The 22,912-nt window shown below is 35.8% G+C and carries 22 protein-coding genes; 12 read left to right on the top strand and 10 right to left on the bottom strand.

The features are described from left to right. The 3 genes from AC1DDK_RS25390 to AC1DDK_RS25380 all read right to left on the bottom strand — a co-directional run. A partial coding sequence (locus tag AC1DDK_RS25390) for a HesB/IscA family protein (protein WP_477634170.1) occupies positions 1 to 293 on the bottom strand: 293 nt, incomplete at its 3' end. Positions 294 to 397: 104 nt separating this feature from the next. Beyond that, positions 398 to 811: a Fe-S cluster assembly scaffold IscU gene (gene iscU, locus AC1DDK_RS25385; protein ID WP_048906625.1), complete on the bottom strand. Its 414-nt coding sequence runs from the start codon at positions 809 to 811 to the stop codon at positions 398 to 400. A 65-nt stretch (positions 812 to 876) separates the two neighbouring features. Next, complete coding sequence (locus AC1DDK_RS25380) at positions 877 to 2,088, bottom strand: IscS subfamily cysteine desulfurase (RefSeq protein ID WP_477634169.1); 1,212 nt, start codon at positions 2,086 to 2,088, stop codon at positions 877 to 879. Positions 2,089 to 2,213: 125 nt separating this feature from the next. Between AC1DDK_RS25380 and mce the strand changes: the two genes are divergently transcribed. The 8 genes from mce (at position 2,214) to AC1DDK_RS25340 (ending at position 7,819) form a co-directional block, all read left to right on the top strand. Then, on the top strand, positions 2,214 to 2,615 hold the full coding sequence (mce, locus tag AC1DDK_RS25375; RefSeq protein ID WP_288879029.1) for a methylmalonyl-CoA epimerase: 402 nt from the start codon (positions 2,214 to 2,216) through the stop codon (positions 2,613 to 2,615). After that, the gene (locus AC1DDK_RS25370) at positions 2,597 to 2,902 is read left to right on the top strand and encodes a hypothetical protein (protein ID WP_246269429.1); all 306 of its coding nucleotides are present in this window, start codon (positions 2,597 to 2,599) and stop codon (positions 2,900 to 2,902) included. Before mce ends, AC1DDK_RS25370 begins: the two co-directional genes overlap by 19 nt. A gap of 84 nt (positions 2,903 to 2,986) precedes the next feature. Continuing rightward, a complete protein-coding gene (locus tag AC1DDK_RS25365) occupies positions 2,987 to 3,235 on the top strand; it encodes a type B 50S ribosomal protein L31 (RefSeq protein ID WP_048906621.1) in 249 nt (82 codons plus the stop codon). Between the two features lie 72 nt (positions 3,236 to 3,307). Beyond that, positions 3,308 to 4,480, top strand: a complete 1,173-nt coding sequence (locus AC1DDK_RS25360) for a GlmU family protein (RefSeq protein ID WP_172659850.1) — start codon at positions 3,308 to 3,310, stop codon at positions 4,478 to 4,480. Positions 4,481 to 4,489: 9 nt separating this feature from the next. Then, positions 4,490 to 5,251: a triose-phosphate isomerase gene (gene tpiA, locus AC1DDK_RS25355; RefSeq protein WP_172659851.1), complete on the top strand. Its 762-nt coding sequence runs from the start codon at positions 4,490 to 4,492 to the stop codon at positions 5,249 to 5,251. Beyond that, positions 5,251 to 6,087 (top strand): 50S ribosomal protein L11 methyltransferase, encoded by an 837-nt coding sequence (prmA, locus tag AC1DDK_RS25350; protein WP_172659852.1) that lies wholly within the window; start codon positions 5,251 to 5,253, stop codon positions 6,085 to 6,087. Before tpiA ends, prmA begins: the two co-directional genes overlap by 1 nt. Before the next feature lie 5 nt (positions 6,088 to 6,092). Then, positions 6,093 to 7,451, top strand: a complete 1,359-nt coding sequence (locus AC1DDK_RS25345; RefSeq protein WP_337716588.1) for a UDP-N-acetylmuramate--L-alanine ligase — start codon at positions 6,093 to 6,095, stop codon at positions 7,449 to 7,451. 38 nt (positions 7,452 to 7,489) lie between these two features. Beyond that, positions 7,490 to 7,819: a helix-turn-helix domain-containing protein gene (locus AC1DDK_RS25340; RefSeq protein WP_048906616.1), complete on the top strand. Its 330-nt coding sequence runs from the start codon at positions 7,490 to 7,492 to the stop codon at positions 7,817 to 7,819. 4 nt (positions 7,820 to 7,823) lie between these two features. On the opposite strand, the gene AC1DDK_RS25335 is transcribed toward AC1DDK_RS25340, so the two are convergent. The 4 genes from AC1DDK_RS25335 to AC1DDK_RS25320 form a co-directional block, all read right to left on the bottom strand. Then, positions 7,824 to 8,945: a GNAT family N-acetyltransferase gene (locus AC1DDK_RS25335; protein ID WP_288879033.1), complete on the bottom strand. Its 1,122-nt coding sequence runs from the start codon at positions 8,943 to 8,945 to the stop codon at positions 7,824 to 7,826. Between the two features lie 68 nt (positions 8,946 to 9,013). After that, positions 9,014 to 9,145 (bottom strand): hypothetical protein, encoded by a 132-nt coding sequence (locus tag AC1DDK_RS25330; RefSeq protein WP_255327457.1) that lies wholly within the window; start codon positions 9,143 to 9,145, stop codon positions 9,014 to 9,016. Positions 9,146 to 9,583: 438 nt separating this feature from the next. Beyond that, a complete protein-coding gene (locus AC1DDK_RS25325) occupies positions 9,584 to 12,532 on the bottom strand; it encodes a ligand-binding sensor domain-containing protein (protein WP_477634168.1) in 2,949 nt (982 codons plus the stop codon). After that, entirely contained in the window at positions 12,522 to 13,301 is a 780-nt protein-coding gene (locus AC1DDK_RS25320) for a LytR/AlgR family response regulator transcription factor (RefSeq protein WP_288879034.1), read from the bottom strand. The genes AC1DDK_RS25325 and AC1DDK_RS25320 overlap by 11 nt, the downstream gene beginning before the upstream one ends. A 193-nt stretch (positions 13,302 to 13,494) precedes the next feature. Here AC1DDK_RS25320 and AC1DDK_RS25315 point away from each other — a divergent pair, with 193 nt between their 5' ends. Further along, positions 13,495 to 14,205, top strand: a complete 711-nt coding sequence (locus AC1DDK_RS25315) for a ferritin-like domain-containing protein (protein ID WP_288879035.1) — start codon at positions 13,495 to 13,497, stop codon at positions 14,203 to 14,205. Positions 14,206 to 14,223: 18 nt separating this feature from the next. Beyond that, positions 14,224 to 15,069 (top strand): ferritin-like domain-containing protein, encoded by an 846-nt coding sequence (locus AC1DDK_RS25310; RefSeq protein ID WP_337716590.1) that lies wholly within the window; start codon positions 14,224 to 14,226, stop codon positions 15,067 to 15,069. Positions 15,070 to 15,164: 95 nt separating this feature from the next. Here the strand turns inward: AC1DDK_RS25310 and mqnC are convergent, their stop codons facing one another. After that, entirely contained in the window at positions 15,165 to 16,289 is a 1,125-nt protein-coding gene (mqnC, locus tag AC1DDK_RS25305; protein WP_068889664.1) for a cyclic dehypoxanthinyl futalosine synthase, read from the bottom strand. A 113-nt stretch (positions 16,290 to 16,402) separates the two neighbouring features. Here mqnC and AC1DDK_RS25300 point away from each other — a divergent pair, with 113 nt between their 5' ends. Next, complete coding sequence (locus AC1DDK_RS25300) at positions 16,403 to 17,647, top strand: M16 family metallopeptidase (protein WP_172659859.1); 1,245 nt, start codon at positions 16,403 to 16,405, stop codon at positions 17,645 to 17,647. Then, complete coding sequence (locus AC1DDK_RS25295; protein WP_477634167.1) at positions 17,640 to 18,914, top strand: M16 family metallopeptidase; 1,275 nt, start codon at positions 17,640 to 17,642, stop codon at positions 18,912 to 18,914. The genes AC1DDK_RS25300 and AC1DDK_RS25295 overlap by 8 nt, the downstream gene beginning before the upstream one ends. 27 nt (positions 18,915 to 18,941) lie before the next feature. On the opposite strand, the gene AC1DDK_RS25290 is transcribed toward AC1DDK_RS25295, so the two are convergent. Beyond that, a complete protein-coding gene (locus AC1DDK_RS25290) occupies positions 18,942 to 20,837 on the bottom strand; it encodes a DUF3857 domain-containing protein (protein WP_477634166.1) in 1,896 nt (631 codons plus the stop codon). Positions 20,838 to 20,839: 2 nt separating this feature from the next. Further along, on the bottom strand, positions 20,840 to 22,843 hold the full coding sequence (locus tag AC1DDK_RS25285) for a DUF3857 domain-containing protein (protein WP_172659862.1): 2,004 nt from the start codon (positions 22,841 to 22,843) through the stop codon (positions 20,840 to 20,842). Between the last annotated feature and the right edge of the window lie 69 nt (positions 22,844 to 22,912).

Here is a 22,912-nt window from a genome sequence, read left to right as displayed (position 1 = left end):
CGGCTGGCATTTGGGTTGTTGAAATTAAAGCCTTTTCCATTTAAACCATCAGAAAAATCAAGTTCAGTGCCTGCCAGGTATAAAAAAGATTTCATATCCAGAGCTATTTTAATTCCTCTGTCTTCAAAAAACTGATCTCCCTTTTGTTCTTCGTTATCAAAATCTAGGTTATAGGATAAACCTGAACAGCCACCACCTTTAACTGAAACGCGTAAGAAATAGCTGCTATCCATATGCGCATCTTGCATAAGGTGATCAATTTTGCTCTTTGCTTTATCTGTTATCGTGATCATGTCTTAATAGTATTAATTCTAATAATGGTATTCAAAATGTATACCAAATTACACTCATTTTAGTTAAACATTGTAGCTTATATGGCTACATCTGTAATATTTACCTAGTGATGAGATTTAGCCAATTCAAATGGCGCCATACCGTTTTTAACACGATAATCGTTAATTGCTGATTTAATAGCATCCTCTGCCAATACTGAACAGTGAATTTTTACCGGAGGTAAAGCCAGTTCTTCCACAATATCCATATTGTCAATAGTTAATGCTTCATCAACTGTTTTTCCTTTTAACCATTCGGTTGCAAGTGAAGACGATGCAATTGCAGACCCACATCCAAATGTTTTGAATTTAGCATCTGTAATTACGTTGTTTTCATCAACCTCAATTTGCAAACGCATTACGTCGCCGCACTCAGGTGCACCAACTAGGCCTGTGCCAACTGATTTACTATCTTTATCTAAAGTACCAACATTTCTAGGGTTGGTATAATGTTCCATTACTTTTTCTGAATATGCCATTTTATTTTACTTTAAATCTCTGTTAATAGAGATGATTTATATTTTTATTAATTAAGGGGCTATTATTAATGTTCAGCCCACTCAATTTTACTTAAGTCTATACCTTCTTTGAACATTTCCCAAAGTGGAGAAAGGTCTCTAAGGTGATTAACTGCTTTTTTAGTGTTTTCGATTGCGTAATCAATTTCTTCTTCAGTTGTAAAACGACCTAAACCGAAACGGATAGAAGAGTGTGCAAGATCATCAGATAGTCCAAGGCTCTTTAAAACGTATGAAGGTTCTAAAGAAGCTGAAGTACATGCTGAACCTGATGATACAGCAAGATCTTTCATTGCCATCATTAAGCCTTCCCCTTCAACATATTTAAATGAAATATTTGCAACATGCGGTAAACGGTGGTTTACATTTCCATTTACATAGCTTTCTTCGAGTTGAGTAAGCGCAGTTTCAAGTTTATCTCTTAAACCAGACAAGCGTTTTGCTTCACTATCCATCTCTAAACGGCAAAGTTCACAAGCTTTACCTAAGCCAACAATACCAGGTACGTTTAATGTTCCAGAACGCATACCGCGTTCGTGACCACCACCGTCCATTTGTGCTGTTACCTTAACTCTTGGGTTTTTGCGACGTACATAAAGCACACCTACACCTTTAGGACCGTACATTTTATGGGCAGAAAATGCCATTAAATCAATACCATCTGCGTTTACATCAACTGGGATTTTACCAACCGCCTGTGTAGCATCTGTCATGAATAAAGCACCGTGTTTATGAGCAATTGCCGATATTTCTTTGATTGGTTGAACAACACCTATCTCATTGTTTCCATACATAATGGTTACAAGAATAGTTTGATCGGTCATTGCTGCTTCAAGTTCCTGAAGATCGATAAGACCGTCTTCTTTAACTTTAAGATAAGTAACTCTTGCACCTGMTTTTTCCAGATGTTTACAAGTATCTAAAACAGCTTTGTGTTCTGTTGTTGCAGTAATGATATGATTACCTTTATCCTGATACATCTCGAAAACACCTTTTATACCCAGATTGTCTGCTTCTGTAGCACCCGAAGTAAAAATGATTTCTTTTTCTGTACAGCCAATTAATTTGGCTACTTGTTCACGAGAGTAATCAACAGCTTCTTCAGCAACCCATCCAAAGGCGTGATTACGGCTGGCAGCGTTACCAAACTTGTTTGTAAAATAAGGTAGCATTGCTTCTAAAACCCTAGGATCTAGAGGGGTAGTGGCATTATTATCTAAGTAAATAGGAAGTTCCATCGTTTTTGTTTATTCTTATTAATAGACAAAGATACGAAAAAAGATTACCAACAATTATAATTAATACCTATGACGGTATAGTTAAAACTTGCATTTTTACATTTGTTTAACGTATTAATTCATTTATGAAGAAGATTGAGCATATTGGCATCGCAGTAAAAGATCTTGATTTTTCCTGTGGTTTGTACGAAAGGCTATTGGGAACTTCTTGTTATAAGAAGGAAGAAGTAGCCTCCGAAAGTGTGAATACAGCCTTCTTTAAAACAGGAGAAAGTAAGATTGAGTTGCTTGCGGCTACTTCTGAAAATAGCCCAATTGCCAGATTTCTTGACAAGAAGGGAGAGGGGATACATCATATTGCATTTGAAGTAGATAACATTGTGTTGGAGATGGAAAGATTAAAATTAGAAGGCTTTGTATTGCTTAACGAGCAACCAAAGCCAGGAGCTGATAATAAACTGGTATGTTTTGTACATCCAAAGGGTATCAATGGGGTTTTGGTTGAATTATGTCAGGAAGTGAAATGATGGATGAGTTAACTTCCCTAAGTAATATTATTAATAAGGATTTTGATATTGATAACCTGGCCACTGAAGCTTTAATGCGAGAACGGCTGATTGAGGCATTTGCATACTTGTTGGATAATGATATCTCTAAAATGATGAATATTTTATATAGGACTGATGTTGATGAAGTTAAACTAAAGGCCTTATTGATTAGTAACTCTGAATTGCCCTCAGCAGAAGTGATTGCTGACGCTTATATTGCGAGACAAAAGCAGAAAATCGAAACCCGTAAAAAGTATAGTAGATAATTTTTCCACACTTATTTGTTTCTAAAAAATAAAATCACGATATTTGCATCCTTAAAAATAAGCGACACATAAGTATATAACAATATGAAAAAAGATCTGCATCCATCAAACTATAGATTTGTAGTATTTAAAGATATGTCTAACGAGTACTCTTTTTTAACAAAATCTTGTGTAGATACTAAAGAGACTGTTCAATGGGAAGATGGTAATGAATATCCTCTATATAAATTGGAGATTTCTCATACTTCTCACCCTTTTTATACTGGTAAGATGAAATTGGTTGATACTGCTGGTCGTATCGATAAATTCAAAACTCGTTACGCTAAGAAGTAATTATACCAAAATAAAAAATTATTTTAAAGTCCCGGTGCTGTTGCTTCGGGACTTTTTTTATTTTTGTCGCTTATGATAATCAATTTATTTGATGATAGTGCGTGGAAGTCTCTGCGACCGCTATCTTTCACACGGCCAGTTGCAGATCTCCGTATCGGGATTTTAACTATTGCCCAAAAATGGGAAAAGTACTTAAATGCCGAATCTGGATTTTTAACAATAGCTTACCTTGCAGTAAAATATCCTTTATTATCTGGTGCCGAATTATTTATCAATGGATCTATATGTCCGGATGAAGGCTTGTTAAATGCGATATCTAATCTGAAACATGGCGAGTGCTTAAAGAAACAAGATGTTGTCATTGCATATAAAATTAATACTGCCGATTTTGATACTCATACCCTGGATAAACTGCAAACTATAGCTTATTCTGATAATTTCATCAGGATTGCTGTTCCAGAGGATATTTTTAAGTACAATGATACTGAACTAAGAAAAGATTTTGCATTACTTACCAAAGGGAGGACTTCCGCAAAATTAAGTTCAACCAATACATTTATTGGCGATAATATTTTTGTAGAAGAGGGCGCCGAAGCGGAATGTTCATCCTTCAATAGTTTAAACGGACCTATTTATCTTGGAAAAAATGCCCAGGTGTGGGAAGGTTGCCATATAAGAGGTTCTTTTGCCTTATGTAATGATTCTCAAATTAAGATGGGCGCAAAAATTTATGGGCAAACCACTATTGGACCTTATAGCAGGGTAGGCGGAGAAATTAATAATGCTGTCATTTGGGGTTACTCATCAAAAGGCCATGAAGGATATTTAGGGAACGCAGTTATGGGGCAATGGTGTAATATTGGTGCCGACAGTAACAACTCTAACCTTAAAAATAACTATGCAGAGGTGAGGTTATGGGATTATGAAAAAGAAAGCTTTCGTGAAACAGGATTACAGTTTTGTGGTTTAATTATGGCCGACCATGCTAAATGCGGTATCAATACCATGTTTAATACAGGTACTGTGGCTGGTGTAAGCGCTAATATTTTTGGCCCAGGTTTTCCCAGGAATTTTATACCAGATTTTGCATGGGGCGGAGCTCAGGGGTTTGATGTATACAGCTTAAACAAAATGTTTGAAACCGCCACTAAGGTTTACGAGCGCAGGAATTTAGAATTTAACAAAATAGAACAAGACATTTTAACTCAGGTTTTTGAAGATACAAAGACCTATAGACATTTTTAATTAAAGATTATGAGAAAAAAAATAGTAGCCGGAAATTGGAAAATGAATTTGGATTATGCTGAAGGCATATCCTTGTTTTCAGAAATTGTTAATATGGTTAAAGATGAAAAAAAAGGTGACCAGTTAGCTGTTATCTGTGCTCCATATATTCATTTAAACAGCTTAGCCAAGCTTGGTGGCGACGTGGTAGGTATCGGTGCAGAAAACTGTCATGAAAAAGAAAGCGGTGCCTATACTGGCGAAATTTCAGCTAAAATGATAAAATCTGTAGGCTGTGGGTATGTAATCGTTGGCCATTCGGAGAGACGCCAGTATTTTGGCGAAAGTGACCAATTGTTAGCGCAAAAAACAGTCGCTGTATTACAAAATGATTTAACTCCTATTTTCTGTATTGGTGAAACGCTTGAAGAGAGAAATAACGGAAGCTATTTTGAAGTTTTAAAATCTCAATTAGAGAATGGAATCTTTGGCTTAAGTGCTGCTGATTTCTCTAAAGTTGTGATCGCATATGAGCCTGTATGGGCTATTGGAACTGGCTTAACTGCATCGTCTGATCAGGCTCAGGAAGTTCATGCTTTTATCCGTAAAGAAATTGCTGCTAAATATGATCAGGCAACTGCTGATAATACCAGCATACTTTATGGAGGTAGCTGTAATCCAAAAAATGCGGCAGAATTGTTTGCTCAAAATGATATTGATGGTGGTTTAATTGGTGGTGCTTCTTTAAAATCAAGAGATTTTGTAGACATCGTTAAAACTTTCAATTCTTAATGCAATATATACAGGTTACTTTCAGCTTCACTGAGGTTCAGGAATATCAAAAAGATTTATTGATTGACGAACTTGCAAACATAGGTTATAATACTTTTGAGGATACATCTGATGGGTTCGATGCTTTTGTAGGGCTTGACCATTATAATGAGCAGGCTTTAAAAGAAGTTATGGCTCAGTTCGAAGGTGAACTTAAGTATACCTATACATTAGCAGAGATCGCAGCAGAAAACTGGAATGAAGAATGGGAAAAGAATTTTGAACCATTAATTATTGATGATCAGTGTTATGTCAGGGCTACTTTTCATCAGCCACAACCTCAGTATAAATACGAGATAGTGATTGATCCGAAAATGGCTTTTGGTACTGGTCATCATCAAACTACAACCATGATGATGCAATATATCTTATCTACCGATGTTGAAGATCAGATCATATTGGACATGGGATGTGGAACTGGAATATTAGCCATTTTAGCTTCTAAAAGAGGAGCTAAAATGCTAACTGCAATAGATAACGATGATGTTTGCTATGAAAGTACACTGGAAAACTCAGCCCTAAATAACATCACAAATATTACAGCACTGTGTGGTGGGAAAGAAGTGATTCCTAACACCTCATTTGATGTTATTCTTGCAAACATAAACAGGAATATCCTTCTTGATCAGATTTCAAGATATGATGAAATACTAAAAGAAGGCGGAAGCATTTTCTTCAGCGGATTTTACGAATCTCCCGATCTTGAAATGATAACCGAAACTTGCAAAGAGTTTGGTATCAATTATGTTAGTCATAAAAAGATTGGTGAATGGGTAGCTGCCCACTTTAAAAAATAAAACAAATGCGTATACATTTTATCGCCATAGGTGGCAGTGCTATGCACAATCTTGCCATTGCTTTACATAAAAAAGGCTATCAGGTTACCGGCTCTGATGATGTCATCTTTGAACCTTCAAGCAGCAGGTTGGAAAAGCATGGGATTCTACCTAAATCTATGGGTTGGAGCGAAGATAATATTACAGAAGACCTGGACGCAGTTATTCTGGGTATGCATGCGCTTGTGGATAATCCTGAGTTATTAAAAGCGCAGAAATTAGGCTTAAAGATATATTCTTATCCGGAGTATATTTATGAGCAAACAAAAGATAAACTTCGTGCGGTAATCGGTGGAAGTCATGGTAAAACAACAATTACCTCCATGATATTACATGTTCTGAACCATTACAAAAGGGATTTTGACTATCTGGTTGGAGCACAATTGGCAGGATTTGATACCATGGTCAAGGTCACAGATTCAGCTCCTCTGATTGTTATTGAGGGAGACGAGTATTTGGCCTCACCAATTGATCGCCGGCCAAAGTTTCATCTATATAAAGCAAATATTGCGGTGATTAGCGGAATTGCGTGGGATCATATTAATGTATTTCCTACTTATCAGGATTATACCAGACAGTTTGAACTTTTTATAGATACAATTCAACCTGATGGGAAACTAATTTTCTGTAATAAAGACAATGACCTTAACACTATAGTCGAAAATTCAAATGCTCCGATTGAAAAGATTGGGTATGGAATTCCAGATCATGAAGTAAAAGATGGTATAACTTATCTGCTGCCTGACGAAACTGCATTAAAAGTATTTGGAGATCATAATTTAATGAATCTTAATGCGGCAAAATTAGTATGCAAGCAATTGGGTATCTCTGAGGACGAGTTTAACAAGGCAATAGCTTCCTTTACTGGTGCGGCAAAGAGATTAGAACTTTTAAATAGCTCGAATGAAACAAATGTATATAAAGACTTTGCTCATTCGCCGTCAAAGTTAAAAGCAACGATCGAAGCGGTGAAAACTCAGTTTGCTACACGAAAATTAATTGCCTGTATAGAGTTGCATACGTTTAGCAGTTTGAATAAAAATTTTCTTGCTCAATATGCAAACACTATGTGTAATGCAGATGTTGCAATTGTTTACATTGATGAAAAAACATTTGTGCATAAGAAAATGCAACCATTTACAAAAGAAGAGGTACAAATGGCGTTTAACGACGATAAACTGCAGTTTTTTAATGACTTTACTTTATTGGAAAGTTACTTGCGAAGCATAAATTTTTACCGTACTAACTTGTTATTAATGAGTTCTGGAAATTTTGGTGGACTAGATCTTACGAAATTGGCACGTGAGTTGAATACAGTATCCTAAAAAGAACAAACAACAAATAGTACACCTAAATTTTAAACATGAATATCATTGGTAAAAACATTAGACAGCTACGCCAAAAAAATGGCTGGAGTCAAGGTGAAGTAGCAAAGCGTCTAAATATTTCCATCCCTGCATTTTCAAAAATCGAAACTGGTATCACTGATATAAACATATCGAGATTAGCGCAAATAGCGAATCTGTTCGAGGTTTCTACTATGGATATTATTTCAAAAGAGGGTGAAAATCCTCAATCGCTTAATTTTGAAGAAATCAACAGCTTAAAAGATAAACTTTCTCAAAGAGAAGAAGAAATCATTAAGCTGCAAAAAAAGGTTATTGACCTTTACGAAGAAATTCGCGAGAAATAAATCCCTAAAAGAAAATTTTACGCATGGTCAGGTGTCGCTTTCCAAAAGTGGCACCTGTTGCTTGGTGAATTGATAGCATCTTATCATTAAAATCACCTACCCACGACAATTCCAGTTCATCATACTGATTAAGTGGTAAAACATATTCCTTTAGTTTTATAAAAAGTGCAGACTCTAACCCGTGTTTTTGATAGGACTTTTTTGTACCCATTACAATAGCCCGCATTCTGTTTACACCTAGCCAGCGCTTATAAACAAACTTTAACTTTTCAATTATTCCAAGCTTACCATTAAAGCCTTTAATCATCTGGTTGGCATCTGGTATAATAACTACAAAAGAAGCAGGCTCTCCGTTCACGTAGGCAAACCAAATTAGTTTTTCATCCATTATAGCTTCCATCATTTTGAAGCTTTCCTGTAGTGTCTCCTTTTTTATTGGCACAAAGTTTTCGAAGTCTTCCCAGCCGTCATTATAGATCTCCATAAGATCCTGAACATATTTTTCTGCATTCTTTTTAGAGAAATGTTCAAATGTATATCCGGGTTTGTTTGCAACCCAATTAGCAATTTTTGTGAAACGCTCTGGAAATGGATTTCTTACCGCAAGGTGATTGGTTATTTGCTCGTATTCAGTAGTGAATCCGTATTCCTTAAAGAAGTCATGATAGTAGGGGTGGTTATAATTCATGCCAAAAGAAGGTGGAGTAAAACCCTCAACCAGTAATCCCCAGAATGAATCGTTTTCACCAAAGTTTATTGGGCCATCCATAGCCTTCATGCCATTTTCCTCGAGCCACAATTTGGCTGTGTCAAATAGTTTAAAAGCTGCGGTTTGATCATTTATGCATTCAAAGAAACCCATGCCCCCGGTGGGTTGATCGTATTGAAAAGCTTTTTTCTCATTTATAAATGCAGCCACTCTTCCTATTGTTTGGCCTTTATTATCTTTTAACAACCATCTTTGGCACTTCCCGTGTTTAAAGAAAGGATTCTTATCAGGGTTAAATATTGTATTTATATCCTGGTCTAGCGGACAAATCCAGTTTTTATCATTTTGATAAATAAAACGGGCAACTTCCAAAAAATCTTTACTGGTTTGTTTATCAGATACAGGTACAATTGTCATGCTTGATGATTGGGATAAAATAAAAAGCATCCCAATGGGATGCTCATAAACTATTATATTTTTAGTTACTAGTAGTCGTCATCGTCGTCGTCCGAACCAAAACTATCAAAAGTATCCAGATCATCTAATGGCATATCAAAATCGTCATCATCATCGTCATACTTTTTCTTCGTAGTAATTTCGTCTTGCGAATCTTCCATCTCAGCTTCTGGATCCACTAATGGACTTTTCTTAATTGGTTTCTTTGGAGTTTTCATTACAAAAAATATAATTCCCTAAGGTTTTTATTTATGAGTTAAATTTACAGAAAATCTTTTTAAATCAAAAGAACGATGTTTTTTAAAGTTTTTCTGTATCTCAAAAGTAAGATAAATAGAAATTCCACAACGAATTTTTTTTAAAAAAAATTAAGGCAAAAAAAAATGGTAAAGCTATGAACTTTACCATTTTTTAACACACAAATGAAACCTGAATTGAGATATAGTTTTAGGTTAGGTAAAATATCTTTGATCAATTCTATAAGAACGCTTTTTACAAACTCTGTTTGTTTTAATATCTATAACAAGTTTAATGCAAATTTTAAGATGATTAATTTTTAATTAGTAAGTGGTATGAAAAATTGAGTAAACGGTATTTTACTACTTTAAGGGAATGGCAATTGACACGAATGTGCCCGAATTACCATTTTGTTTTATCTCCATTTGTATAGGATTTACTTCAACCCTATTTAAAAGATTAATACGTTCCCGTGTTAAATCCATGCCTTTACTTACGTGATGTCCCTTTTTATCTCTCAAAGAATTGTCTATACCTATACCATCATCAATAATTTGGATCAACAAATGTTCAGTCCCTATTAAATCTATATGTATGTCAATTTTACCACCCTCTTCCTTAGGCATTATTCCATGCCATATGGCATTTTCTATATATGGTTGAAGCAGCATAGAAGGGATTAAGGTTTCTTCTTTATCTATTGCCTTATTTAGCGTAATGGTATAATTCAATTTGCCTCCAAATCGCTTCTTTTCTAAACTGAGGTAAAGCTCCAGGTATTCAATTTCTTCTTCAAGCGTTATATAGCTTTTTGTACAAATTTCCAGATTCTTCCTGATCAGTCTGGCAAAACCAGTTAATATTTTGTTTGCCGAGGTGGTATCTTTTGTGTTTATATAATGTTGTATTGAGTTCATTACATTAAAAACAAAGTGCGGGTTCATCATTGCCTGTAAAGCCCGTTGCTCCAACATCAAAATTTTATTCTTTAACAATAGCTGCTCTTGTTCTTTGTTTTTTCGTCTTTTAGTTACAAAAACCGCTACTTTATAAAATATAAAGCCTGCAAGTAAGAATGTGATTATAAGAAACCACGGCGTTTGCCAAAAATGACTTCTTAGAACGAAGTTGATCTTGGTTGGACTGCTCCAATCACTATTATTGGTTTTGGCACTTATTTCAAAAACGTAATCACCTGGTTCTAACGAAGAAAACTCAAGTCTCCTGTTTTTTGTCTCGGTCCAGTTGGCATCAGATTTTAAACGATAGCGGTAAACAATATTTCTATTTTGAAAATCAATGGCGCTATAATAAAATGAAATGTTATTGTCAGATGGGTCAAGCGTATGACTAGTCTCATTTAGCCCAAGCTTCATCTTATTATTAATTATAGATGATATAAATACTTTAGGGGGMTCATTTATGGTTTTAACCTTATTGATTGAAAAATAGACCAGGCCGCTGTTAGTTGCGAAATATGCATAACTGTTATCAATATACAATGAGTTAACATCATCTTTAAGCAAAGCATTGGTAAATTCAAAAGTTTCTACAAGCGTCTTTTGATTATTTAATGAAACCTTGTTAATGCCATTATTGGTAATTATCCATACATCATTACCCTTTATGAATAGCTTTTTACAAATATTATCTGCAAGTCCATCTCTTTGGGTAATTATCTTTATCACTTTTCTGTTTTTGATAAAAATAATTCCATATCCATCAGTAGCAAGTACTATAGTACCATCGCTCAATTCCTTTATGTCATTAATTCTTCGGGTTAAAAGGCTGCTCTTTTCATAATAACTGTATAATGAACCGCTAGAAAATTCTGATAATCCGTTGATATTTGAGAACCACAGGTTTTGGCTTTTATCAAAAAATACGCAATAAGCTCTATTGTTAAAGAAATCTGTTCCCTGCTTAAAGTATAAAGAGCTAAATTCAAATTTACCTTCAGTGTAGGGTAAAATAACCACACCAGACGATAGGGCCAGGGCCAGACTTTTATCTTTTGCTACACTAAAACTCTTAATTACAAACATTGAGTTAGTAGCTTCCCTTAAATAATCTATTTTTTTATTGCCCTCATAAATATTTGCTATTCGGCCTAGTCCATATTCCGAAGCAAAGTATATGGTTTCATTTGCCGTATCTAAAGTAAGCTGCTTGATGATGTTATATTTCTTTTTATCCGGTATTGAAATTTTATTGACTGCAAGATTAACAGGATCAAGAATATTAATGTCGGCCTCATCTAATCCTAACCAAAAGTGATTTTTGTTGTCCTTAATAACGCTTTTTACAACGTTGCTGCTTAATCCGTTACTTTGATCTACTATATAAAGCCGTTCCTCACTTTTTGGGAGCATGTAAATCCCGTTGTTAGTGGTAAACCACATATTACCTTTAGAATCCTTTATTACCTGACTTGATGATATGTTACTCAGGTAAGTAATCATTTTTCCGGAACGACCAATAAAATATATTCCAGAGGCATTGCTAATCCACACATCTTTGTTGTCATCTAAATGGAAAAAGCCCGGATCATTGTTTAATAAAGATGGATCAATTTTTAATTGAAAATGTTGGACATTTCCATTTTGAATGTTAAGTCCATTTTTATCGAGAAAAGCCAGTGTCTTATCTGGCATATTTAATCCAGACTTATAATTGATCAGGAGTGTTTTGTGAGGAATTACGGTGAATTCTGAACCATTAAACGTTCTGACAGACCGATTGCTGAATATCCAAATCTTTCCTGATTTATCTTCGTGCACAAAACTATTGATAAATTGCCGGTTACCATTGGCCGAGATATATTTCATGATGGATTTACCATCCCAGGTCACCAAAACATTCTTGTTTGTGCCAAACCAAATTCTGCCCTTACTATCTTCAAAAAAAGAAACAATAACAGCATTGAATCTTAATAGCTTCAGTAGTTTGTTATTTGTTTCATTAAAGAACTTGCCATTAAAAAAATAGCTTAACTGCCCATTTAATGCCAGAAACCATATTTTTCCACTTCTATCTTCTTTAATCTGTAGAATTTGATTGTCAGGAAGACCGTCATCAACAGAGAAGGTTTCGAATACTTTTCCATCAAATCTACTTACCCCCGCATCAGTGGCTACCCAAATGTAACCCTTAGAATCCTGTAGGGTATAAAAGCAGCTATTACTTGGAAGCCCATCTTTAGTGCTAAAATGTTGAAGGTATGTGCTTTGAGAATAGCCATTCAAGCTAAGAATTAATAAAACAATTAGTATTGTACTGCTTATGGTCCAATTCTTTATCTTATTTATCACTGTCAAAATTGGTATATGATTTAACCTTTTCCATAAAATCACTCGCGCGTCTTCTGGAAACAGCAATTTTATCGCCATTTTTTAATATCAGCTCCAACCCATTTTTAGAATTGTACTCTCTTAAATAATTCAGGTTCACTATACTCGATTTATGAACCCTGATAAACTGATGAGCAGGAAGGATCTCTTCGTACTCCTTTAAGACTTTCGATACCGTGATTTTATCTTTGTTGGCCAGATGGAAAACAGAATAATTACTATCTGCTTCAATATGAACAATATCATCAATACTTACCAAGCTATATCCCTGCCCGTTAGGTAAGCTGATTTTACGGATTTCGTTTCTCTCTGATAGATTGACAGCTAAATTTTGCAACCCTTCATTACGATTATGCTCCGTTTTACTCAAGGCAATATATTTCGATGCTTTATTCACAGCCTCTTTTAGCTCATCAATATCTATAGGCTTAAGTAGATAGTCCAATGCATTTGCTTTAATCGCTTTTAATGCATACTGATCGTAAGCAGTAGTAAAAATAACATGCGTTTTAGTGGATTGTATTTGAGGGATTAAATCGAATCCATTTTCTCCCGGCATGGCAATGTCCAGAAAAATAAGATCAATGGCATTATGGGCCAGTAAGTTTCGGGCTTCCGAAACAGACTTTGCTATGCCAGATATATGGATATTCTCACAGTTTTCCTGCAATAAAAAATATAATGAGGAACGGGCAAACTCTTCATCGTCTACAATAATAGCATTCAGCACAGTAATAGATTTTATATATGGTGAATTTATTAAAAAAATGAACGATTGAAGAATATTTCTTTCAAACACCGAAAACCGAATTCATTTTTCTTTCGTAAGTGCACATATAAGCAGCAACTAAAGTCGTAATCAACTAAGGGCTTTTGGCCCTTATAGAACTAATAAATTATAGAAAACTCAAACTTAAAAAACTATGAAAAATTTACAAGAACAAGAAAAGCAAGAATTGCTCCCAGCGGAAAGGAGTGTTTTTACTGCGCCATTGCAACGCCGTTCTTTCCTGCAATTTGCAGGAGCTGGTGCAGCAACTATAGCATTAGTAGCCGCAGGATGTAAAAAAGACAGGAATGATCCTATGGTTCCTGGTGGAGTAACATTAAATTTTAAAGATGATTTCGGTGTATTGAATTACGCTTATGCTTTAGAACAATTAGAAGCAGCCTTTTATATTCAGGTAGCATCAAATCCGCCATCAGGTTTTTCTCCTGCTGAAAAGCAGTATTTTCAAGATATTCAATTTCATGAAATTGCACACAGAGAGTTTTTTAAGAAAGCTTTAGGCACAGCAGCAATAGGAAGTTTAGAAGTTGACTTTTCAAGCATAAATTTCACAGATAGAACCAGCGTTTTAGGCGCAGCTATGGCTTTTGAAGATTTAGGTGTTGGTGCTTATAATGGTGCAGGTGTACGTTTAACAACAGACGCTTATTTGGTTGCCGCAGGAAAGATTGTTTCTGTTGAAGCACGTCACGCAGCATATGTTCGCGATCTGATTTCAAACGGAACTTTTGCTTCTAGTCCACAAGTAGATGCTAACGGTTTGGATAAAGCCTTAACGCCCGATGTAGTTCTTGCAGCTGCAGGAAAGTACATCAAAACTAAAATTACTGTAACTAACCTATAACCTAAAACTTTAGAAAACATGAATATCGTAAATATATTAGAAGAAATAGAAAAAGTAGATGGTGAGATCTATGAGAGATTAAACCCGAGAAGATCTGCAATGAAGGATTTTTATAACATGGGTAAGAAAGTGGCTTTGGCAGCAATGCCTTTGGCGTTAGGATCTATGTTTACAAAAGCTTACGGACAAAGTACACCAACTGCGGTTGTTGATGTTTTAAATTTTGCGTTGACACTGGAATACTTGGAGTATCATTTTTATAACCATTCGCTTTTGGCCGCACCAGGATTGCTAACGGCAGGTACGCCTGCACATGGGGCCATCACTACTATCCGTGATCACGAATTGGCTCACGTAAATTTGCTTAAAGGTGCGTTGGGAAGTGCTGCAAGACCAGCCTTGGCTTATTCTGATTTTGATTTTACAGCAAAGGGTACTTTTCCAACAGTTTACTCAGATTATAAAACATTTTTAGCAGTTGCCCAGGCATTTGAAGATACTGGAGTAAGGGCTTATAAAGGACAGGCCACAGTTTTAAAAGGAATGCCGGTGCTAACAACAGCATTACAAATCCATTCTGTTGAAGCACGTCATGCTTCTCATATCCGTCAGATGCGTGCCGCTCCAGCTGGCGGTGGTGTTCCCATTAAACCATGGATCAGTCTTGGTGCAGGCGGTGGTGCAAATGATTCTGGTGTTCCTCAGGTAGATCCTGTTTATAAAGGTGAAGATCTTGAAACTCAGGCAGGTGTAACCATTACTGGTATTGCCACTGGAGTTACTAAAGCCGCTGCAGTTGAGTCATTTGATGAGCCTCTGGCTAAAGCCGATGTTTTAACAATTGCAGGCTTATTCATTAAATAGTTTAAACCACACTTATTTTATATACAAGAGTTGTTTAAGTTTAAGATAGGGAAGGGGGCGAAAGTCCTCTTCCTTTTTTAATTATATAAGGAGCCTTAGTAGTTAATCACCTGTTCTTCCAAATGTTCTGGCAAATCACGGTAATTATATTGCTGACCGCGTAATTGGGGTTCAAAGCCAGCTTCTCTAATCGCATCTTGTATTCCCTTTGCAGTAAAACGATGTGGAGCTCCCGCTGCCGAAACCACGTTTTCTTCAATCATAATCGAACCAAAATCATTTGCGCCGGCATGTAAACATAGTTCAGCAACACTTTTTCCAACGGTCAACCAAGATGCCTGTATGTTTTTAACATTAGGCAACATAATTCTGCTTAATGCCAGCATTCTTATATACTCATCACCAGAAACATTATTGCTAATACCTCTTAAGCGTTTTAATAAAGTACCATCATCTTGAAATGGCCATGGAATAAATGCCAAAAATCCTTTGGCATCTGCAGGTTTCTCGCTTTGTACTTCTCTAATCCAGACTAAATGTTCAAAGCGTTCTTCAATGGTTTCCACATGCCCGAACATCATAGTCGCAGAAGTAGTGATGTCAAGTTGATGAGCTGCACGCATAACATCCAGCCATTCTTGTCCACCGCACTTCCCTTTTGAAATTAATCTTCTAACACGATCATTTAATATTTCTGCACCAGCACCAGGTAAGGAATCCATGCCAGCTTCTTTAAGTGCTTTTAAAACTTCGGTATGAGAAATGCCCTCCAATTTTGCAACGTGTGCAATTTCCGGCGGACCCAAAGCATGAAGTTTTAGATCAGGATATAGTTCCTTTAATTGTTTAAACAGATCTGCATAAAATTTTAAACCCAAATCCGGATGATGTCCACCTTGCAATAACAACTGATCTCCACCTAACCTGAAGGTTTCTTCAATCTTTACTTTATAGGTTTCTATATCCGTTATATAGCTTTCATCGTGTCCAGGTCTTCTAAAAAAATTACAGAATTTGCAGTTTGCAATACACACATTAGTAGTATTCACATTTCTGTCTATCTGCCAGGTAACCTTGCCACTTGGTACTTGTTTCTTTCTCAATTCATTGGCAACATAAGCCAGCTCAGCTGTAGCTGCATTATTGTATAAGAAAACACCCTCTTCTTTCGTTAAAAAGTCGAATTGTAAGGCCCTTTGTAGTAATTCGGCAGTATTCATAGTACAAACTTAGATAAAATTGATGCTTATATTTTCAATACTGTGCAATATTTTTATCAGTGTGCAAATGCTAACGCAGTTTTATCTAAGTTTGCCGGAATTATTTTTAATCTATGGTAGACTTTAATCGTTTCACATTACCCAACGGACTTCGAGTGCTTGTGCACGAAGATGATACAACGCCAATGGCGGTATTAAATATCCTTTACGATGTTGGTGCTCGCGATGAGGAGCAAGACAGGACCGGGTTTGCTCACTTATTTGAACACCTGATGTTTGGTGGTTCTGTAAATATTCCCAGTTATGATGAGCCTTTGCAAAGAGTAGGCGGAGAGAATAATGCCTTTACCAGTAACGACATTACTAACTATTACATTACCCTTCCGGCTGTAAATCTGGAAACTGCCTTTTGGTTAGAAAGTGATAGGATGCTAAGCCTTGCCTTTTCAGAAAAAAGTTTGGAAACACAGCGTAACGTAGTTTGCGAAGAGTTTAAACAACGTTATCTGAATCAGCCATATGGCGATGTTTGGTTAAAGTTAAGACCACTGGCTTATAAAAAACACCCTTACCAATGGGCAACTATAGGTCAGGACCTAAAGCAGATTGAAGATGCAAAAATGGAAGATGTTAAAGCATTTTTCAAAAAACACTATAACCCCCAAAATGCCATAATGGTTGTTGGTGGTAATGTTAAAACTGAAGATGTTAAGGCACTTGCCGAGAAATGGTTTGCACCTATTCCTGCCGGAGATAAATATAACAGAAACCTTCCTCAGGAACCATTACAAACCGAGGAACGCAAGGAAACAGTTAAGGCTGATGTTCCATTGAATGCCATTTACATGGCTTTTAAAATGCCTGCCCGACAAGATTCTGAGTATCAAAGTTTCGATCTGATGTCTGATATTCTTTCACAAGGACAGTCGTCAAGATTGTACAATAGTTTATTAAAAGAGCAACAATTATTTAGTGATATACATGCTTATGTTACCAGCAGTATAGATGAAGGTCTATTTGTAGTTGAAGGAAAGCTTGTTCAAGGTGTAACCGTTGAAGCTGCAGAGGCTTCGATATGGGCTGAACTAACAAAACTAACACAGCATGAAGTTACAGACGAAGAAATCACCAAGGTGAAGAATAAATCTGAATCTATTATGGTCTTTGCTGAAATGAGTCTTTTAGATAAAGCCATGAATCTTGCCTATTATGAATTGCTGGGTGATGCCAATGGACTCAATACCGAAATAGATAAGTACTTAGCTGTTACCCCTCAGGGCATTCTTCAAGCCGCTAAAAATACCTTTGTAAAAGAGCAATGTTCAACTTTATATTATTTAAACGCCAAAGATGCTTAATCGTACACTAGCCCCGGAATCATTACAGGTTAATGAGATCAAATTTTTAGAGCCTTTAGCCCAACATCTTGACAATGGCATACCTGTTTTTACCATTAATGCAGGTAAACAGGAGCTGGTAAGGATAGAGTTTATATTCGAAAATGTAAACTGGGATGCATCAAAGCCATTACAAGCCGTAGGAGTTAGTCATTTGATCAACAATGGTACTGCTAAGTTGAGCGCTAAGGAAATTGCTGATAAAGTAGATTATTATGGTGCATTTTTACAAACTGAATATGGAGCGGATCAGTCTAGCGTAAAACTATATACGCTTAACAAACACCTGCAATCAGTACTGCCTATTTTAAGATCAATCTTAAATGAAAGTATTTTCCCTGAGCAGGAACTGGCTATTTTTGTTCAGAATCAAAAACAATCCCTACAGGTAAATCTTCAAAAAAATGATTTTCTTGCCAGAAGACAATTTGCAAATTCAATTTTTGGCAATACACCTTATGGATCAAATATCGATGCTGAGGATTACGATACCCTAAAAAGGGAAGACCTGATCAACTATTTTAAAGCTGCTTTTAAACCAGAGAATTGTACCGTAATAGCTGCCGGAAAGTTCGAAGAAAACGAATTTGCGATACTAAATAACGTTTTTGGAAACCAGTGGGAAAATACTGAATTCTCTGTAATCAATAAATTTACATTTGAAACAAGCCCTGCAGGCGAACTTTTAATTGAAAGGCCAGAAGCCATCCAATCTGCGATCAGAATGGGAGCTTTAAGTATTAGCAGAAATCACCATGATTTTCCTGGATTTCAGGTGCTAAACTGTTTACTTGGAGGTTATTTTGGATCACGACTAATGGCCAATATCCGCGAAGATAAAGGCTATACTTACGGAATAGGCTCGGCAGTTGTTTCTCTAAGAGATGCCGGATATTTCTTTATTGCAACCGAAGTAGGAGCAGAGGTATGCAATAATGCCMTTCTTGAGATAGAAAAAGAAATTAACTTGTTGAAAACCGAATTGATTGCTGATCAGGAGTTAGACCTAGTACGTAATTATATGCTCGGTTCTATGCTTGGTAGTTTAGAAAATGCATTTTCTCATGCAGATAAATTTAAGAATGTTTATTTCTCAGGACTTGATCATAACTATTACGAAAACTACATCACAACAGTAAAAACAATTACCTCACAAGAATTGAAAGATCTGGCTGGTAAATACTTAAACACAGACACCTTTACCAAGGTAATTGTAGGTAAGAAATAAAAATAGGGCTGTATCAATGATACAGCCTTATTCAATTTTGGCAAGAATACCTTTTTGCTTATCTGCCTGATAGATTTTTTTAGAAAATGCTACATAGTCATTGTATTTCTCTGGCGGATATTTTTTGTTGTTAATCGTTTTTGTCCGGCTATAAATAAGACTGTTATCTTTTTGTACCACTTTGGCTGTGTACTTGCCAAACTCCGATTCAATCACAACATCTTTAGGCATAAACTCTACTTTGTAACCTTTAGGAATATTATAAATAATCTCATCTTCATCAGAGTAGCCATATTTTACATTGAAATAAGTCTTCCGGTTTTCAATAGGAGTAACCGCACTCTCTTGCCGATTCGTCATATTTAAAGTAAGGAATAACTTATCGCCTCCTTTAGTTAAGATCTGTGAGGCTTTTAGATCTACTTTTTCATTCAGAACAGCAGCCTCTTTATTTGGCTGATTAAAGCTAAATKAGCTGATCTGCATGTTCGGTATACTAAGAGAGTTCATTAAGCTTTTCCTTTGCTCAGTCGGCTCAATCAATGTCATTCTCAGATTTTCTTCATACTGCGCAAAGCCATATTGGGTTTCAAGGCTAATATTTGCAGAACCCTCCTCATCAAAATTCACCTTTGTTATGCGTTTCTGATAGTTGTTGGCCGGGCTATAATAAGGTGTTTGAGCTAATTTACCTCCAGCTTCTGTCACCAGCAAAACTGTTCTGTCTGAATTGTCGTTTCCTATATAACCCATTGGTACAAACTGGCTTGTGCATTCCAGCCATGTGGTATCTTTTTCCAGAGGTACACAAAGTATCATGTGATTTGCCTGGCTTAGACTTGCAAATTTTTTATTCAGTGACGGCATATCATTCCCGATAACAACGAGGTTAGATTTTATACCTGCTTCTTGTAATAGAGCTTTCATGTAGTTAGACAAAGCTTTACAGTCACCATAGTTTACGGCCGCAACCTTTTCAGCTGCAATAGGCTTGTAGCCACCAATACCCAATTGCACACCAACATATCTGGTATTCGATTGCAAATAGTTGTATAATAGTTTTATTTTGTCTTTCGGCGTTGCAGCGCCTTTAATTAGGTTTTGAACTTTTAATTTTACAGATTCAGGCAACGCCTGTGCTCCATTATTTAAGCCAGAAAGCCATGTCCCCAGGTTATCCCAGTTTTCAATGTTCGCCTTAGAGTTATCATATTCAAACTGATTTGGTGCCAAAGTTACCCACGGGCTTACATCAGCTATGCCAGCGCTCATCGGCTCATACTCAAGTGCTTTCACATTCTCACAGCTCCATTTGTATTGTATTTTGTCTTTTACCTTTAAAGAATCAGTTTTAAGTCCGGTACTTTTAAGGTATTTGAAAGTCATGGTTTCAGGAATTCTGAAAGTGTATTCCGATTTTTCTACTGCTGTCCCCCAGGAACTCACCGGTTTCCAGGACGGGTAAAAACGTATTCCACTATACTCAGTGCTATAACTGTATTCTATAGTATAAGGATAGTTGTTATATAAGAAATCCAGAAATTTAACTCTGCTGTCTTCATAAAGAGAGCCGCTCGAGACTGCACTTCTGTCCTTAAAATCGCTGCTCTTATACTCCTTAACTTTGCTACCCTTACTATCGTATAGTGTGGCTTTTAAATTGTAAACATTAGAGAATTTATCGTAGAATTCGTACATGTTCGATGCGCCTTCTGCACTCTTATTTAATAAGGTTACAGCAATTTTATAGTCGTAAACGGCATTCCCTGGGTTCTTTATATCATAAGTTTGATTCTCGTATCTAATCACCAATGAAGCATCMTTAAGTAAATCAGGGGGGATTTTATTTACATCATATATACCTTGTGACTTAGTTTCTTTAATAAGAAACAAGCCAATCACAAAAAGTATTACTATTCTCATCTCTAGCTCTTTTTAAGTACAATTTGTTCAGACTGCTTTCTTACAATATTTTTAAACAGTTCCTTAATGTAATGGTATTCTTCGGGGGTATAAAGTGATTTTTTAAGCACTATTTTGCTGCTAATCACCATTTTTCCGGGTTCACCGGCAAACAGAAAAGTAAATGATGCAGATTCTTCAGGTAGTATAATTTTTTCATTTTTTGGTGTTTTGTCTACCTGGTATTCCTTAGGGTAATCAATAGTAATTCTAACCACTTCTTCAGTCGGGTGGCCAAAATCTACCGGGAAGTTTCTCTCCTCTAACTTGAATGGATTCTCTTTAGTCCTTTCGTAAAGGAGCGGAGTGAAATAAATTAAGTTTCCAGCCTCTTCTACATTGTCTTCAATATTGACGTCCATACTTTCAATAAGAGATTCATTAAGGTTCGTAAGGTTCTCTATCTTATAGTTTTTTATACCTAAACCGGGTTTCCCATTTTTATAACTTTTAAGAAAGTCATCCTCATTTGAAGCAGATTGATAGCTGTTTCTTCTACTAAAGGCCTCATAATTTGTAGTGGATAAATACATTTTACCACTAATCTTATTCTCTCCGTCAAGAGTTAAAAGGTAATTAATATTCTTTCTGCTAATTGTGGGGTCCTCGAGCGAGATCCATTCAGCAGTCTCATCAGCTAAATTTACTTTTAATCCTTCATGGGACAGATTATCAAAAGCAATCATATCTGGCATATGATTTTTATCAGTAGCATCTAAAAGGATGGTTTTTTCGCCAATTTGAACTCCAACAATTACATTGTTAAATTTTGTGATCATTGGAAAACCAGGATGGGCACCATTAGATCTTGTACTCAATAAAATAGGAAAAGCATTAACTTTTGCTTCTGATAATAAAGTAAGTAAACACAGGTTTACATCAGCAGAGTTCCCACTTTTCTTTTCAAATACGGTTTTAGGATTTGTTTCTGAAGTAGAGAAGTCGTCATCATGATTAAATTTGATGTTATTTTTTACATAGTTAAAAACTAGTTGAACTATAGTATCCTGATTGGTGTTTATTTTAATTATATCTTTCAATAATGTTTTGCTGTAACTCCTTTTATTTATAAACAAGCCAAAGTTTTCGTCTTCTTTTAGCCCCTTCACAATTTTTGGCCATGTCGAAGTAACGTCACGGTAAACCTCACCAGGTACAGTTACCGAACTTAATTCAAATCCAACTTTACTAACATAATCTTCCATTGTTGTAATGAAATTTTCTGTTTTTAAACCTGGAACATTTTCAACCTGATAATGTAATTTTAATGAAGTTGTATTTAAAGTGCCAGATGCTGAAATGAAGGATTCGTTAACCCTTTCCTCTTTTGGATTGATAAATAGAAACCCGCCAGCAGTAATTTTATATTTAAAATATTCTGGAATTTTGATCTCATATGCTGAATATAGCATTGGAATTTCCTTCTGGAAACGCCATGATCTCAGGGTAAATATAAAGTCCGATTTAATCTTATATTTAAATTCCACTATAGATCCTTCTTTAACATTAGGTAATGCAAACTTTTTTAGGGTATAGTTCTTATCTTGCTTCTCAGAAAACTTCGATTCTTTGCTTAATTTGCTGGTAACAATTTTACCTGCTTCAAGGTTATAGGTAGCACCATCCGTGTACTCCAAATTTTGCTCGCTACCATTTTGCTTATACAATTGAATTTCAAGATTTGCATAATCGTAACCGGTTTTGTTAATGATCTTGTATCGGGTATGACGTTCAAAAACATAAATGAAATTGCCCGTTTTTGCACTAAATTCAAACCAACCTCTTCCGACATCAAATAATGCTACCGCAGAGGCTGCCGAATCTGCGCCATTAACCTTAGTATCAAATTCATTAAGGTCAACTTTACCATACTTAAAGGTTCTTGGTTTTACTTCTTTTTCCTGGGAGTAAGCACATAGGTTTGCTACTAAAAGCAATCCGAATAGAACAGATTTTATCGCATTCATGAGAGTGTAATTTGTTTAACAATAATAAGGTATATCCCAATAACAAAGAGAATATTTTTTTTTCATAAT

It is taken from the genome of Pedobacter sp. 05T44, assembly GCF_056395985.1.
This window is presented reverse-complemented; position numbering and strand designations above follow the sequence as displayed.

What these genes read in the sequence shown, in the direction of transcription:
- iscU (WP_048906625.1), bottom strand. Translation starts at nt 811, where the DNA reads ATGGCATATTCAGAAAAAGTAATGGAACATTATACCAACCCTAGAAAT.
- mce (WP_288879029.1), top strand. Translation starts at nt 2,214, where the DNA reads ATGAAGAAGATTGAGCATATTGGCATCGCAGTAAAAGATCTTGATTTT.
- AC1DDK_RS25370 (WP_246269429.1), top strand. Translation starts at nt 2,597, where the DNA reads ATGTCAGGAAGTGAAATGATGGATGAGTTAACTTCCCTAAGTAATATT.
- AC1DDK_RS25365 (WP_048906621.1), top strand. Translation starts at nt 2,987, where the DNA reads ATGAAAAAAGATCTGCATCCATCAAACTATAGATTTGTAGTATTTAAA.
- AC1DDK_RS25360 (WP_172659850.1), top strand. Translation starts at nt 3,308, where the DNA reads ATGATAATCAATTTATTTGATGATAGTGCGTGGAAGTCTCTGCGACCG.
- tpiA (WP_172659851.1), top strand. Translation starts at nt 4,490, where the DNA reads ATGAGAAAAAAAATAGTAGCCGGAAATTGGAAAATGAATTTGGATTAT.
- prmA (WP_172659852.1), top strand. Translation starts at nt 5,251, where the DNA reads ATGCAATATATACAGGTTACTTTCAGCTTCACTGAGGTTCAGGAATAT.
- AC1DDK_RS25345 (WP_337716588.1), top strand. Translation starts at nt 6,093, where the DNA reads ATGCGTATACATTTTATCGCCATAGGTGGCAGTGCTATGCACAATCTT.
- AC1DDK_RS25340 (WP_048906616.1), top strand. Translation starts at nt 7,490, where the DNA reads ATGAATATCATTGGTAAAAACATTAGACAGCTACGCCAAAAAAATGGC.
- AC1DDK_RS25335 (WP_288879033.1), bottom strand. Translation starts at nt 8,945, where the DNA reads ATGACAATTGTACCTGTATCTGATAAACAAACCAGTAAAGATTTTTTG.
- AC1DDK_RS25330 (WP_255327457.1), bottom strand. Translation starts at nt 9,145, where the DNA reads ATGGAAGATTCGCAAGACGAAATTACTACGAAGAAAAAGTATGACGAT.
- AC1DDK_RS25315 (WP_288879035.1), top strand. Translation starts at nt 13,495, where the DNA reads ATGAAAAATTTACAAGAACAAGAAAAGCAAGAATTGCTCCCAGCGGAA.
- AC1DDK_RS25310 (WP_337716590.1), top strand. Translation starts at nt 14,224, where the DNA reads ATGAATATCGTAAATATATTAGAAGAAATAGAAAAAGTAGATGGTGAG.
- mqnC (WP_068889664.1), bottom strand. Translation starts at nt 16,289, where the DNA reads ATGAATACTGCCGAATTACTACAAAGGGCCTTACAATTCGACTTTTTA.
- AC1DDK_RS25300 (WP_172659859.1), top strand. Translation starts at nt 16,403, where the DNA reads ATGGTAGACTTTAATCGTTTCACATTACCCAACGGACTTCGAGTGCTT.
- AC1DDK_RS25285 (WP_172659862.1), bottom strand. Translation starts at nt 22,843, where the DNA reads ATGAATGCGATAAAATCTGTTCTATTCGGATTGCTTTTAGTAGCAAAC.